Consider the following 13761-nt stretch of genomic DNA (forward strand, 5'->3'; position numbering starts at 1 on the left):
TCGAGGTGGCGAAAGCCGGAAACTCCCAGTCGGGGACCACAGAACGCGGTTAGACAAAGGAAAGACGCATGTTTGCGGTCCTCAAGACTGGCGGCAAGCAGTACAAGGTTCAGGCGGGCGATGTGCTCCGTGTTGAAAAGCTGGCTGCCGACGCAGGTGAAAAAGTTCAATTCAACGATGTTCTGATGCTGGGCGGCGACGCACCGGTTGTTGGTGCACCTTTCGTTGAAGGCGCAGGCGTACAGGCCGAAGTGATCGAACAGATCAAAGGTGACAAGGTCATCAAGTTCGTCAAGCGCCGTCGTAAGCACAGCTCGAAGCGTACCGTTGGTCACCGTCAGAAACTGACTCTGGTCAAAATCACCGACATCCTGTCGTCGGGCGCTGACAAGTCGGGCATCAAAGCTGCAACCGGTTCGGCACCGGCTGGCGAAGCTGCTCCGGTGGCAAAAAAGCCTGCCAAGAAAGCTGAAGCCAAAGCAGAGGCACCCGCCGCAGCTGCTGCCGCTGACGATCTGACTGCTCTTAATGGTGTCGGCCCTGCCGCTGCCAAAAAGCTGGTTGAAGCCGGTATCGAAAGCTTTGCCGCTCTGGCCGCCTTGTCGGACGAGCAGATTGCTGCTATCGACACCATCAAAGTGAAACCCGAATGGGTTGAGCAAGCCAAAGAGCTGGCTCAGGGCTAAGGAGAGAGAGAATGGCACATAAGAAAGCTGGCGGTTCCTCCCGTAACGGTCGCGACTCAGCTGGTCGTCGCCTTGGCGTGAAACTGTATGGTGGCCAGGCCGCCATCGCAGGCAACATCATCGTACGTCAGCGCGGCACCAAGTTCTGGCCGGGCGAAGGCGTAGGCATGGGCAAAGACCATACCATCTTTGCAACTGTCGATGGCGCCGTGAAGTTCCATAAGGGACTTAAAAACCGCACCTTTATTTCGGTCCTGCCAGTGGCGGAGGCCGCAGAGTAAGCCGAAACCCAGAAGGTTTAAGAAAAATTCATGGGGGACCGGCACAAAGTGCCGGTCCCTTTTTCGTTTTAACGCAGTCGTGATCACCAGAACCGATGACAGTCGCAACCACCAGTTTCCTGATTTTTGCCGCTTCGCAGGTCGGCACGCCGGGACCGGCCAATATGGTCCTGCTGGGAACAGGTGCGCGTTATGGCTTTCGGTCGGCTCTACCCTTTGTGGGCGGGGTCATTCTGGGCAAACAGCTGATCATCTGGCCGGTTGGTTTTGGCCTGATGCAAGTTGCCGATCAGGCGCCGTTGGTGTTCGAGGCACTCAAATATGCTTCTGCTGCATATATTTGCTGGCTCGCGTGGAAAATTGCCAATCTGCGGCTTTCCCGAGGTCAATCGGATAAGCAAGTGCCCGGTTTTCTGGCGGGGTTAATAGTGCATCCGCTTAACCCTAAGGCTTGGGCAATGATTATCGCAGGTTTCACCGGGTTTGTGGCAACAGGAACACCCAGTTTTGAGGCGACCCTCACGATCGCTCTCTGTTTGTTAATCTGCCAGATCGTATTGCACCCGATCTGGACATTTGCAGGAGATCGGATCGCCCATGCGGTTGAAGGTCGGCCTGCGGAAAAATATCTGATGTGGACGTTAGCCAGTTTGACAGTTGCGTCCGTACTTTTTGTGTTGTTCGGAGGAGGAACGCACTCATGAAAATTGAGGCAATAATAAATCAGCCGGTCATTGAAACCGAGCGGTTCGACCTTCGCCCTCTGCGTCGGTCGGATTTGGGTCTCATTGAGCACTATGCAGGCGATGAGCGTGTGGCGCGCATGACGACATCGATCCCGCATCCATTGCCACCCGGCTCGATTGAGGCGTTTGTGATGCGCGCGATGGCCGAAGACCGGGACGAGGATGTCTGGGCAATGGATGCCACAAAGGATGGTGGCCCGGAGCTGATCGGACTGATTTCATTGACTCGGCTGGATCGCAACCAGTCCGAGGTCGGCTATTGGGTCGCCCCGGTGTATTGGAACACCGGCATTGCATCGCTGGCCGTTGAAACGCTGGTCAACGCCAATCCGCTGGAAAACGCGACCATGTTCGCCAGCGTGTTCCAGGACAATCCGGCCTCAGCACGGGTTCTGACCCATTGCGGATTCCAGTATCTTGGCGATGCGGAAACCTATTCGGTGGCGCGCGATGCGAATGTGCCCACCTGGACCTATACAAAGAAACTCTGACTTGTGGCCGATGGGGCCTTTGCAGTAGGGGACAGCTATGAAATTTCTCGATCTTGCAAAGGTCTACATCCGGTCCGGGGCCGGAGGTGGCGGCTGCGTCAGCTTTAGACGTGAAAAGTACATCGAATACGGCGGACCCGATGGTGGGGACGGCGGTAAGGGTGGGTCTGTTTGGGCCGAGGTTGTGGACGGGCTAAACACCCTGATCGACTTTCGCTATCAACAGCATTTCTTCGCCAAGAACGGCCAACCCGGTCGCGGTCAGCAGCGTACGGGTAAGGATGGTGACGACATCATCCTGCGCGTTCCCGTCGGAACCGAGATTCTGGACGAAGACGAAGAGACCGTGATTTGTGACCTGACCGAGGTTGGACAGCGGTTTTTGCTGGCAAAAGGCGGCAACGGCGGCTTTGGCAACCTGCATTTCAAATCCGCGACCAATCAGGCCCCGCGCCGCGCCAATCCGGGGCAGGCGGGGATCGACCGCACCATCTGGCTGCGGCTGAAGCTGATTGCGGATGTGGGTCTTTTGGGCATGCCCAACGCCGGGAAATCAACTTTCTTGGCTGCCACATCCAATGCACGGCCCAAAATCGCCGACTATCCCTTTACTACGCTGCACCCCAATCTGGGCGTTGTCGGTGTCGATAACGTGGAGTTCGTCGTTGCCGACATTCCAGGTCTGATCGAAGGCGCGCACGAGGGGCGTGGAATCGGTGACCGGTTTCTTGGCCACGTAGAACGCTGCGCGGTACTGTTGCATCTGGTCGACGGCACCTCGGAAACTGTGGTCGAAGACTATCGCACAATCATCACCGAGCTTGAGGCCTATGGCGGAGAGCTGGCGGATAAGCCGCGTATCACCGTATTGAACAAGATCGACGCTCTGGACGATGAGGAACGCGAACTGATCAAGGCCGAACTGGAAGAAGCCGTTCGCGGCCCGGTCATGACCATGTCAGGCGTTGCGCATTTGGGCGTGACCGAGGTGCTGCGGTCCTTGCGGGCTCAGATCGATGAAAACCGCCTGCGCCAGAAACCCGCCGAGGAGGCCACGCCTTGGCAACCCTGACCCATGCCCGCCGCCTGGTGGTCAAGATCGGATCGGCCTTGTTGGTCGACCGGGATACGGGATTGCTCAGGTCGGATTGGCTGAAATCGCTGGCGCAGGACGTGGCTTGGCTGAAAGGGCAGGGGACAGATGTTGTTCTGGTCTCGTCCGGGTCAATCGCGTTGGGTCGAGGTGTACTTGGCCTGCCGATGCAGAATCTGCCGCTGGAACAGTCACAGGCCGCTGCGGCGGTTGGACAAATCCGGCTTGCCCGTGCGTATGAAGAAGCGTTGACGCCGCATGAGATCAAAACCGCTCAGGTGCTGGTCACGTTGGAAGACAGCGCGGATCGGCGGCGTTATCTGAATTCCCGTGCAACGCTGGAAACGCTGCTGAGCCTGGGTGTTGTTCCGATTGTCAACGAAAACGATACAGTCGCCACGGATGAGATCCGGTATGGCGACAATGACCGGCTGGCAGCGCAAATCGCCGTGACCATCGGCGCGGATCAGTTGATCCTGCTTTCAGATGTCGACGGGTTCTATTCGGGCAATCCCAACGAGGACACGACAGCCACCCGATATGACGTGATCAAACAGATCACGCCCGAGATCGAGGCCATGGCAGGTGACGCGGGATCGGGGCTGTCAAAGGGCGGCATGAAGACCAAGCTGTTGGCTGCCAAGATGGCAACCGCAGCTGGCTGCGATATGGCGATAACTGAAGGATCACCCCTGAACCCGCTGAAAACGCTTGAAAATGGAGCGAGCTGCACTTGGTTCACGGCCACGCTCGATCCGCATGCAGCCCGGAAACGCTGGATTTCGGCGATGAAACCGCGCGGAGAGATCGTGATCGATGACGGCGCGGCAAGGGCGCTTTCCAATGGCAAAAGCCTGTTGCCCGCTGGCATTGTCGAGGTCACGGGTGATTTCGGTCGCGGCGATCCCGTCGCTGTTCTGGATGCGCAGGCGCGGAGGCTGGCACAGGGGCTAAGTCGCTATACCGCGCAAGAGGCGGATGCGATCAAAGGACGTAAATCGTCTGAAATCGAGGCGACGCTAGGCTATCCAGGCCGCGCGGCCCTGATCCACCGGGACGATCTGGCGCTGTAAGGGCGTGATTTGATAAACTGAGACCGAAAGGCGCATGAGATGAAGGATTTCGACAACATTCCCGCAATGATGGCCGACCTTGGTGCGCGCGCCAAAGCAGCCTCGCAAGAGCTTGCCTTTGCCACCGCCGAACGCAAGCACGCCGCGCTGATCGCAGCCGCAGACGCCGTTTGGCACAAACGTGCCGGCATTATCGAAGCGAACAAGAAGGATTTGGAGTTCGGGCGAGAAAAGGGTTTGAGCCCTGCGATGATGGACCGCCTGATGCTGGATGAAGCACGCGTTCAGGGCATGGTTGACGGGCTTCGCACCGTTGCCGATCAGACTGATCCTGTGGGTGAGGTGTTGGCCGAATGGGACATGGCCTCGGGCCTCAACATTCAGCGTGTGCGCACGCCTTTGGGTGTAATCGGCGTGATTTATGAAAGCCGTCCCAACGTGACGGCGGATGCGGGTGCATTGTGCCTGAAATCCGGGAACGCCGTGATCTTGCGAGGCGGGTCTGAGAGCTTTCATTCGTCAACCGCGATCCACGCCTGTCTGGTTGAGGGGCTAGCAGCTGCAGACTTGCCCGAAGACGCCATTCAACTGGTGCCGACTCGCGACCGGGCTGCGGTGCAAGAGCTTTTGACCATGACTGATTATGTCGACGTCATCGTTCCCCGAGGTGGCAAAGGATTGGTGGGTCTTGTGCAACGCGAGGCGCGCGTGCCCGTCTTTGCGCATCTCGAAGGCATCGTTCATATTTATGTTGATAAAGCCGCCGATCCCCAGAAGACGCTGGATGTTGTGTTGAACGCCAAAACCCGGCGCACCGGTATCTGTGGCGCGGCAGAATGCTTGCTGATCCATCAAGACGTTGCAGAAACACTGGGCCGTGATCTGATCGCTGCTCTTCAAGCTGCGGGTGTTGAAGTGCATGCCGAAGGCGTTTTGGCCAATGAGAACACCATTCCTGCGTCGGATGATGACTGGGGCAAAGAGTACCTAGATAGCATCATCGCTGCACGGACCGTAGCAGATATCGACGCCGCGATTGCGCATATCCGGCAGTTTGGCTCAAGCCACACCGATTGCATCATGACCGAGGATTCCGCGGCCGCCGAGCACTTCTTCGAACGGCTCGACAGCGCTATCCTGATGCATAACGCCTCGACCCAATTCGCGGATGGCGGTGAGTTTGGCATGGGCGCTGAGATTGGTATCGCCACCGGCAAGATGCACGCGCGCGGTCCTGTCGGTGCCGCTCAGTTGACCAGTTTTAAGTATCTGGTGCGCGGAAACGGGACCACTCGGCACTAAAACCGCAGTGTCACCCGGGTTGCGGTCGTTTCAGCCGTGATCCTGCGCCCCATCGTCGAGGCTGTGTCCGGCAGCAGGGCAAATTGAACCTGCGCCGGGCTTAGTTTTTCGGTAAATCGCCCCGAGCCAATCCCTTTCCACAGACCCGTATTGAGGTTCAGCTTGTCAGCAACGCCAGTCACCGTCCATGCGTCGCCCTGAGTTTCGATTTCCACTTCGCCGCCGAAGGGCATCGCATTTTCACAGCACATCACAGCCAGAAACGCGAGTTTAACCTGATTGCGCGGGACAGGTTCGGTCAGGTTCCAACTGATCCTCAGACGCCCGGCCTTTTCCACATCTTTAAGAAGCTCGACCACTTCGGTGCGACCCAATGGCTGATCGCTTGCTGATCCAAAGGCAACACGGAAAAACCGGATGCGGGCGCCTGCACTGCCAACGCTGCCTGAAATCAGCTCCATTTCAGGGCCTTGGACTGCGCCAACCATCTCCAACAGCTCAAGCCCGTTGGTAATTGCCCCAATGGGGCTGATCAGATCATGACAGATCCGAGAACCGATCAATTCGGCCAGGTTGACGTCTGACGCGCCCATGCGTACCTCCTGCTGCACCTGCCATTGGACCCGGAGGCCCGATATGACAGATCTGAATGCCATTCTTGCACCGGGCATGTTTGTCCGCCACCCCGATTTCCCCGATTGGGGCGTTGGACAGGTGCAGTCCAATATCGGAGGCAAGATCACCGTTAACTTTCGCGAGCAGGGGAAAGTGGTGATCGACGGGACACGCATAGCCCTGATGCCGGTCTTTGATCCGTGAAACTGGTTTAGGAAAGGTTAACAACTCGGGCAAAACGCGGGCTTGTTGCCTTTGGCCGAGCAATCGCGTTATCAGCGCGCAACCGCGATCGATGGAGTTTTCTTGATGCCAGACGAAGGCCCCTCATTCACTGTCAAATTGGCCAATACCGAGGTTGAACTGCGGGCGGCCCAACGTCTGCGCTATGACGTGTTTGTTCAGGAATTGGGCGGTTGCGGCGAGATGGTGGATCATGAGGCGGGGCTCGAGAAGGATCGGTTCGATCCATACTTCGATCATATGCTCGCCATCGACGATTCATCTGGAGAGGTGATCGGCGTCTATCGACTGCTTCCTGGTGAGCGAGCTGCCGAACTGGGGCAATTCTACTCCGAGGATGAATACGATCTCACCGTCCTGAAACAAAGCGGGCGCAAGCTGTTGGAGCTTGGACGCTCGTGCGTGCATCCGGATTATCGTGGTGGCACGGCGATGTATCATCTGTGGAATGGTCTGGCTGAATACGTCACTGAGCGTGATATTGAGATCTTGTTCGGGGTCGCGAGTTTCCACGGAACCGACGTGAGCAAATTGGCGCAGCCGCTGTCGATGCTGCATCACAACCATCTTGCCCCGCTGGATTTGCGGGTTCGGGCCCAGCCAGATGTGTTTGAATCAATGGACCTTTTGGCACCCGACGCGCTGGATCGGCGCGCGGCGATGGTTCAAGTGCCGTCTCTCATCAAGGCCTACCTTCGCCTCGGTGGATTCGTGGGCGAGGGAGCATTTATCGATCATGCCTTCAACACAACCGATGTGTGTCTGATCCTTGACACAGCCCGCATGAATGAGCGTCAGCGGCGTATTTATGGTGGAGCATAACCCTGTGAGCGACCCATCGTGGCAGAGTGAAGACGCGCCTGATCCAATTGAGCTTGGTTTCATAGGTTGGGTCCTGGTGATACTTCGCGGTTTGCCGCTGGCCCTTTTGGTTTTTGGGGGGCTGTTCGTCTTATTGGCCATACGTCTCATCGAACGACCGCTTTATGGCGTTCAACGGCCGGTGACACCGTTCATTTCTCAGTTCGTTTGTCGCAATGCATTTCGAATTCTCGGAATCAGATTTCGCACCTCTGGCGCGCTCATGCAGGAACGCGGCGCTGTGGTTGCAAACCATACGTCGTGGCTGGATATCTTTGCGCTGAATGCCCGTAAGCGCGTGTATTTCGTATCGAAAGCCGAAGTTGCAAAATGGCCCGGCATCGGCTGGCTGGCACGCGCGACGGGTACGGTCTTTATCGAACGTGATCGCAAGAAAGCCCGCGAGCAGACCCGGATTTTCGAGGAACGTCTGAAAGCCGGGCACAAGCTGTTGTTCTTTCCAGAAGGCACTTCGACCGACGGACAGCGAATTTTACCCTTTAAAACAACACTCTTTGCCGCGTTCTTCACTGAAGAGCTGCGGGAATTCATGTATGTTCAACCGGTTTCGGTCATCTTTCACGCTCCCCAAGGTCAGCCCGATAGGTTTTATGGCTGGTGGGGCGACATGGATTTCGGACCGCATTTGCTTAAGACTTTGGGGGCACGTCGACAAGGCACCGTGGAATTGATCTACCACGCGCCAGCCAAGGTCAGCGACTTTGAAAACCGCAAAGCTCTGGCAGCCCATTGCGAAGACGCGGTACGTCAAGCGCATTCACTGGCGCGGCTTGAAAAATAGGGGCATTTGGCCCTTGCACTGATGCTAAACCTGCCGTATACGCGCGCCATTCAAACCCGCAGGCGGGGTTTGGGCTTTTTGAGGGAGACATCCTTATCTGGCCCGCCGGTTGGAGCATCCGCTTCTTTCACCCCCGCCGAGGCGTAAACCGGAAAAGGAAAGTAAAGCATGGCTCTTCCCGAGTTCACCATGCGTCAGCTGCTGGAAGCTGGCGTTCACTTTGGTCACCAGACACAGCGTTGGAATCCCCGCATGGGCCCGTTCATCTACGGCTCGCGCAATGGCATCCACATCATGGACCTGACTCAGACCGTTCCGATGCTGGATCAGGCTCTGCAGGCTGTTCGTGACACCGTCGCAAAAGGTGGCCGCGTTCTGTTCGTAGGCACCAAGCGTCAGGCAGCTCAGCCGATCGCAGATGCCGCTGAAAAGTCGGCTCAGTACTACATGAACCACCGCTGGCTGGGCGGCACGCTGACCAACTGGAAAACCGTTTCCCAGTCGATCAACCGTCTGAACCAGATCGACGAAGCCATGGAATCGGGTGCCGAAGGCCTGACCAAGAAAGAGCGTCTGGGCATGGAACGTGACCAGGCCAAGCTGCAGGCTTCACTGGGCGGTATCCGCGAGATGGGTGGCGTTCCGGATCTGCTGTTCGTCATCGACGTCAAGAAAGAAGCACTGGCCATCGCCGAAGCCAACAAGCTGGGTATCCCGGTTGTGGCTGTTGTCGACACCAACTGCTCGCCCGATGGTGTTGACTACATCATCCCCGGCAACGACGACGCAGCGCGCGCAATCGCTCTGTATTGCGATCTGGCCGCACGTGCCGCTCTGGACGGCATGACCGCTCAGATGGGTGCTGCTGGCGTTGACCTGGGTGCATTCGAAGAAGCTCCGGTTGAAGAAGTCGTAGCCGAAGAAGCACCCGCTGAAGAAGCCGCGCCGGAAGCCAAAGCCGAAGCGTAAGCTGCCCGTCACGTAAATGACATATGGGGCAGGGTAGACCTGCCCCAATTCCGTTTGAATTGAGGAGAGCCAAAAGATGGCAATCACAGCAGCAATGGTAAAAGAACTGCGCGACTCGACCGGCGCAGGCATGATGGACGCAAAAAAAGCGCTGACCGAAACCGGCGGCAACATGGACGAAGCCGTTGACTGGCTGCGCACCAAAGGCCTGGCCAAGGCGGCCAAGAAATCGGGCCGTACCGCAGCCGAAGGTCTGGTTGCTGTTCACGTCAACGGCGGCAACGGTGTTGCTGTCGAAGTGAACTCGGAAACCGACTTCGTTGCGAAAAACAGTGAATTCCAGGAGATGGTCGGCAAGATCACCTACGCAGCCGAGGGTGTTGATGACGTCGATGCGCTACTGGCTGCTGATCTGGGCGGCAAGTCTGTTGCAGATACCCTGACTGACAAGATCGCCACCATTGGTGAAAACATGTCGGTCCGCCGCATGTCGAAACTGTCGGGCGATACCGTCGTGTCATACGTTCACAACGCGGCGACAACCGGCATGGGCAAAATCGGCGTTCTGGTTGCTCTGTCCGGCGGCGATGAAGCCTTCGGCAAGCAGGTTGCAATGCACATTGCGGCTGTGAACCCGGCGGCCCTGTCCGAGGCGGACATGGATCCGGAAGTTGTCGAGAAAGAGAAGCAGGTCCAGATGGACATCGCTCGCGAATCCGGCAAGCCGGAGCAGGTGATCGAAAAGATGATCGTCGGTCGCATGAAGAAATTCGTCGCCGAAGCGACCCTTCTGAACCAGGACTTCGTTGTGAATCCTGACCTGACCGTCGAAGCGGCCGCCAAAGAAGCGGGTGCGACCATCACCGGTTTTGTCCGCATGGAAGTAGGCGAAGGCATCGTGGTCGAAAAAGAAGACTTCGCTGCCGAAGTTGCAAAGGCAGCCCAAGGCTAAAATCTTTTGCAGCTTCGGTTAGAGGCTGCAACAAATACCGAACCCGGTTGCATAGCGCAGCCGGGTTTTTTTCATGTCAAAAGCCTGTGAACCGATGCTTGCGAAGATTGGTGAATTGAGGGGCCCTGCATGATGGGGATGGAAGGGCCCCTCAATAATCCCGACAAAGAGACGTGGACGAATAGACGCCTCGGTGTCAGAGCGATCAGAGAGCTTTGGTATTACAAAGATCCGATCAAAACGTTCCCTGGCTAAAGCCACCACTCACGGAACAATATCAATTTGCAATTTTATCGGGAGATTCGGAAAGTCATGTATTCCTTACCCTAGGTCAATTTGATGCTAATTAGCATCAAAATAGGGTCATGCTTCCATCACAAACATCTGATTCTGCAACGCGGCCTTCAACACGGCCTGTGCCGTTGTTTCAACCGAAAGCGCCTCACGCGCGAGTCTCAGGTGTTTTTCCACCGTTGCCGAAGTCAAACCCATCAATAGCGCGATGTCCTGCGTGGTCTTTCCGTCACCGACCCATTGCAAAGCTTCGCGCTGGCGTTTGGTCAGCGCGCGGTTCGGGGCATGATATGGCAATGTCAGGATTTTGAGATGGGCAACATTGTTCATCAGAAGGATATCGTCGCCGTGCTCGTTCCAGACCTCGTCCATCTCCTCCTGGCTGTGATTACGTGCCGCAAGCGAAATCGCCCCTTTGGAACGCATCGATACCGAGTTGAAGCTTACCGTATAACCTACTGTAATATCACGCGACTTATTGAACTCAAAAACCCGAAGCTCTTCGTTCGACATGACCCCGCTGGACATCATGTCCTGTATCATGCTCCAACTTGCAGCGCCTTCGTTGTTCAGCGCCCATTTCAGCATGGGGGCGTGAAAATACAGGCCGGATTGAAGGAACCCTTCCAAGTAATCTGAGCAGTGATTGGTCAGGATTACAAAGTCTTCTGGATCGCCGAGCGAAGTCGCCGTTCGGTATTGCGTATACCCATACAACAGCCGGTCGAAGCCATACTTTTCCATCTGGCGGCAATGTGCATCCCAAAGCTCTTCCAGAGTTTTCGTGTAGCTCAGAAAATTCAGATACTCTTTGAGGGTCATCCTGTGTCCCTCTCAGCCAGATGCGCGGCAATCGCGTTCAGTGCAAGAACATAGCTTTGCGCGCCAAAACCACAGATCTGTCCAATCGCGACTGGTGCGATATGCGATTTGTGACGAAACGCCTCGCGCGCGTGAATGTTAGATAAATGAACTTCAACCACGGGTACTTCGGCCGAAGATATCGCATCCATCAGCGCAATCGATGTATGCGTGAATGCGCCTGCGTTCAGCACGATACCATCCTGAACGCCGCGTGCCGCGTGGATCGCATCAATCAGCGCGCCTTCGTGATTCGATTGGAGATGGGTTATGATTTGACCCAGCGTTTCACCATGCGCAACGCACAGGTCCTCGATCATCTGCAACGTCGTTGCGCCGTAGACCTCGGGTTGCCGTGTACCAAGCAAATTCAGGTTCGGACCATTCAGAACCAGGATATTGTGCATATTCAAACTGTCCCCATCTTCCTTTTTTCATAAACATGAATTTAAAGGTCGTCCAGCGACCTTCGCTCTTATGGGTAGAGCTTCATTGACGCATGCAGGTTGCTGGATCGGCTCAATCCCATCCTCTATTCAATTATCTTCCATCGTGACCACAACTTTACCGAGAGCCTCGCGCCGTTCGAGCATGCCAATTGCCTCTGCCGCTTGGGTTAGCGGAAATCGTGCACTGATACGGGGTGAAATCTTTCCCGATCCATATAGGCGGAACAACTCGGCCAGGTTTTGTGCGTGCCCCTTCGGGTCGCGAAGTACGGACGCACCCCAGAACACCCCGACGATCTGACAGCCCTTGAGCAAAGTCAGGTTCAGCGGAATGCTGGGGATGCCGGCAGGAAAGCCAACAACCAGATAACGCCCGCCCCACGCCATACTTCGCAAGGCGGGCTCAGCGTAGTCTCCGCCGACCGCGTCGTAGACCACATCCACACCTTCGCCCAGGGCCAGTGCCTTTATCTCGGCGGACAGGGCCTTTTGCGCTTCGCGGTCCAGATCGCGTGGATAGATCAGCGTCTGGTCTGCGCCAATATCTCTGCAAAACAATGCTTTGTCTTCAGACGAGACCGCCGCGATCACATGTGCCCCCATCGCTTTGGCTAGCTCGATCGCCGCAGACCCAACGCCACCGGCGGCCCCCAGAACAAGTACTTTTTCGCCGGGCTTAAGTAGCGCACGGTCCTTGAGGGCGTGGTATGAAGTGCCGTAGGTGAAGACAAAGCTAGCCGCATCTTCAAACGGCATCACGTCGGGTATCTTGACGGCAGTCGCTGGTTTGAGCTTCAGATGCGTGGCGAACCCTCCGTGCCCTGTCAGCGCCAGAACCCGATCACCAGGCGCGAAGTCTGCAACGCCTTCTCCGACCGAGACAACTTCTCCGGCGATTTCACCACCTGGCGCAAAGGGGCGGGGTGGTTTTATCTGATAGAGGTCCCGGATCATCAGCGTATCAGGGAAGTTCACCCCGGCGGCGCGGATACGCATTACAATTTCATCTGACTCAGGGGTTGGATCGGGCAGGGTGGTCAGTTCCAAACTCTCGGGGCCGCCTGGTGTGACGCTGAGTAATGCCTGCATGTTTTTCAATTGCCTCTTGCTTCACCTGTTTTGAAATCGTTGGATTGTCAGCAGGTATTGTCAAGAAGACCTCACGCCAGAATCCCTGATCGCCTGAATGGAGTGCACATGACGCCCGAGACTTTGTTTTCGCTCAGTGGAAAGACGGCACTGGTAACTGGGGGTGCCACCGGTATCGGCCGAATGGCGGCCGAGGCGTTGGTACGTGCCGGGGCGCATGTGCTGATCGCTTCTCGCAAAGGCGAGGCATGCGAGGAGGTTGCAACAGAGTTGAACGCTCTGGACGCGCCAGGCTCGGCCGAAGGGTTTGCTGGCGACATCAGCAGTGAGGCGGGTGTAGATGCGCTGGTGGATGAAGTCAAAAACCGCACTCAAGCGATTGATATACTGATGAATAATGCAGGTGTGTCTTGGGGCGCGCCGATGGGGCAGTTCCCTCATTTCGCTTGGGACAAAGTCATGTCGGTTAATGTCGCAGGCGTATTTGATCTGACCCAAAAATTGCTGCCACTTCTGATGAAATCCGCAACCGACGAGGATCCTGCGCGGGTCATCAATGTAGGTTCGGTCATGGGTGAAGTTCCGATGGGTGACGGGGCCTACAGCTATTCCGCGTCCAAAGCGGCGGTTATTCACCTGTCCAAAATCATGGCTAAAGAATTGGCGCCATACAGAGTCACGGTGAATGCGCTGGCCCCGGGACCATTCGTATCGCGCATGACGGCCTTTGCCACCGAAGACGAAACCAAGCGCGCGCGCGTCGGCAAAGGTGTTCCACTGGGCCGGGTTGGCCAGGCCGAGGATATCGCTGGTTGCATGTTGTTTCTATGCGGTCGCGGAGGCAGCTATGTCACTGGCGCGGTCATCCCTGTCTCCGGCGGGATAAATGTGCAGACCGGTGGCAATATCTTTGCCGATGCCCTTTAGCCGTGGGTTCATACGCAGGCTGAATAT

At 56.6% G+C, this 13761-nt stretch carries 17 protein-coding genes; 13 read left to right on the forward strand and 4 right to left on the reverse strand.

Going from position 1 to position 13761, the window contains the following annotated elements; translation table 11 throughout:
• Positions 1 to 68 precede the first annotated feature (68 nt).
• From ACR0CZ_RS10955 to ACR0CZ_RS10985, 7 genes are all read left to right on the forward strand, one after another.
• Entirely contained in the window at positions 69 to 686 is a 618-nt protein-coding gene (locus tag ACR0CZ_RS10955) for a 50S ribosomal protein L21 (protein ID WP_170421606.1), read from the forward strand.
• An 11-nt stretch (positions 687 to 697) separates the two neighbouring features.
• Positions 698 to 967 (forward strand): 50S ribosomal protein L27, encoded by a 270-nt coding sequence (rpmA, locus tag ACR0CZ_RS10960; protein WP_010440093.1) that lies wholly within the window; start codon positions 698 to 700, stop codon positions 965 to 967.
• 95 nt (positions 968 to 1062) lie between these two features.
• Complete coding sequence (locus ACR0CZ_RS10965; RefSeq protein ID WP_170393086.1) at positions 1063 to 1671, forward strand: LysE family translocator; 609 nt, start codon at positions 1063 to 1065, stop codon at positions 1669 to 1671.
• Positions 1668 to 2204, forward strand: coding sequence for a GNAT family N-acetyltransferase (locus ACR0CZ_RS10970; RefSeq protein ID WP_170393085.1), 537 nt, complete (start codon positions 1668 to 1670; stop codon positions 2202 to 2204). The genes ACR0CZ_RS10965 and ACR0CZ_RS10970 overlap by 4 nt, the downstream gene beginning before the upstream one ends.
• A 37-nt stretch (positions 2205 to 2241) precedes the next feature.
• The gene (gene obgE / locus ACR0CZ_RS10975) at positions 2242 to 3276 is read left to right on the forward strand and encodes a GTPase ObgE (protein WP_170393084.1); all 1035 of its coding nucleotides are present in this window, start codon (positions 2242 to 2244) and stop codon (positions 3274 to 3276) included.
• The gene (proB, locus tag ACR0CZ_RS10980) at positions 3264 to 4370 is read left to right on the forward strand and encodes a glutamate 5-kinase (RefSeq protein WP_170393083.1); all 1107 of its coding nucleotides are present in this window, start codon (positions 3264 to 3266) and stop codon (positions 4368 to 4370) included. Before obgE ends, proB begins: the two co-directional genes overlap by 13 nt.
• A gap of 39 nt (positions 4371 to 4409) precedes the next feature.
• Positions 4410 to 5672, forward strand: a complete 1263-nt coding sequence (locus ACR0CZ_RS10985; protein WP_170393082.1) for a glutamate-5-semialdehyde dehydrogenase — start codon at positions 4410 to 4412, stop codon at positions 5670 to 5672.
• Here ACR0CZ_RS10985 and ACR0CZ_RS10990 read toward each other — a convergent pair.
• The gene (locus ACR0CZ_RS10990) at positions 5669 to 6265 is read right to left on the reverse strand and encodes a histidine phosphotransferase family protein (RefSeq protein WP_170393081.1); all 597 of its coding nucleotides are present in this window, start codon (positions 6263 to 6265) and stop codon (positions 5669 to 5671) included. The genes ACR0CZ_RS10985 and ACR0CZ_RS10990 overlap by 4 nt on opposite strands.
• A gap of 43 nt (positions 6266 to 6308) precedes the next feature.
• Here ACR0CZ_RS10990 and ACR0CZ_RS10995 point away from each other — a divergent pair, with 43 nt between their 5' ends.
• The 5 genes from ACR0CZ_RS10995 (at position 6309) to tsf (ending at position 10114) form a co-directional block, all read left to right on the forward strand.
• Positions 6309 to 6491 (forward strand): DUF3553 domain-containing protein, encoded by a 183-nt coding sequence (locus ACR0CZ_RS10995; protein WP_170393080.1) that lies wholly within the window; start codon positions 6309 to 6311, stop codon positions 6489 to 6491.
• A gap of 105 nt (positions 6492 to 6596) precedes the next feature.
• Positions 6597 to 7352 carry an L-ornithine N(alpha)-acyltransferase gene (gene olsB / locus ACR0CZ_RS11000; protein ID WP_170393079.1) on the forward strand — a complete coding sequence of 252 codons (756 nt, stop codon included), beginning with the start codon at positions 6597 to 6599 and terminating at the stop codon, positions 7350 to 7352.
• Positions 7339 to 8193, forward strand: a complete 855-nt coding sequence (gene olsA / locus ACR0CZ_RS11005) for a lyso-ornithine lipid O-acyltransferase (RefSeq protein ID WP_480536972.1) — start codon at positions 7339 to 7341, stop codon at positions 8191 to 8193. The genes olsB and olsA overlap by 14 nt, the downstream gene beginning before the upstream one ends.
• A gap of 168 nt (positions 8194 to 8361) precedes the next feature.
• Positions 8362 to 9162: a 30S ribosomal protein S2 gene (gene rpsB / locus ACR0CZ_RS11010; protein ID WP_170393078.1), complete on the forward strand. Its 801-nt coding sequence runs from the start codon at positions 8362 to 8364 to the stop codon at positions 9160 to 9162.
• A 76-nt stretch (positions 9163 to 9238) separates the two neighbouring features.
• Positions 9239 to 10114 (forward strand): translation elongation factor Ts, encoded by an 876-nt coding sequence (gene tsf / locus ACR0CZ_RS11015; RefSeq protein WP_170393077.1) that lies wholly within the window; start codon positions 9239 to 9241, stop codon positions 10112 to 10114.
• Positions 10115 to 10477: 363 nt separating this feature from the next.
• Here tsf and ACR0CZ_RS11020 read toward each other — a convergent pair whose 3' ends face one another.
• The 3 genes from ACR0CZ_RS11020 to ACR0CZ_RS11030 all read right to left on the reverse strand — a co-directional run bounded on the left by ACR0CZ_RS11020 (position 10478) and on the right by ACR0CZ_RS11030 (position 12807).
• Positions 10478 to 11230 carry an autoinducer binding domain-containing protein gene (locus ACR0CZ_RS11020; RefSeq protein WP_170393076.1) on the reverse strand — a complete coding sequence of 251 codons (753 nt, stop codon included), beginning with the start codon at positions 11228 to 11230 and terminating at the stop codon, positions 10478 to 10480.
• Positions 11227 to 11676 carry a type II 3-dehydroquinate dehydratase gene (gene aroQ, locus ACR0CZ_RS11025; protein ID WP_170393075.1) on the reverse strand — a complete coding sequence of 150 codons (450 nt, stop codon included), beginning with the start codon at positions 11674 to 11676 and terminating at the stop codon, positions 11227 to 11229. The genes ACR0CZ_RS11020 and aroQ overlap by 4 nt, the downstream gene beginning before the upstream one ends.
• A gap of 129 nt (positions 11677 to 11805) precedes the next feature.
• Positions 11806 to 12807, reverse strand: a complete 1002-nt coding sequence (locus ACR0CZ_RS11030; RefSeq protein WP_170393074.1) for an NADPH:quinone oxidoreductase family protein — start codon at positions 12805 to 12807, stop codon at positions 11806 to 11808.
• Between the two features lie 108 nt (positions 12808 to 12915).
• Here ACR0CZ_RS11030 and ACR0CZ_RS11035 point away from each other — a divergent pair, with 108 nt between their 5' ends.
• The gene (locus ACR0CZ_RS11035; RefSeq protein WP_170393073.1) at positions 12916 to 13734 is read left to right on the forward strand and encodes an SDR family NAD(P)-dependent oxidoreductase; all 819 of its coding nucleotides are present in this window, start codon (positions 12916 to 12918) and stop codon (positions 13732 to 13734) included.
• Positions 13735 to 13761 lie beyond the last annotated feature (27 nt).

The sequence above is a fragment of the Ruegeria sp. H9 genome, assembly GCF_056532915.1.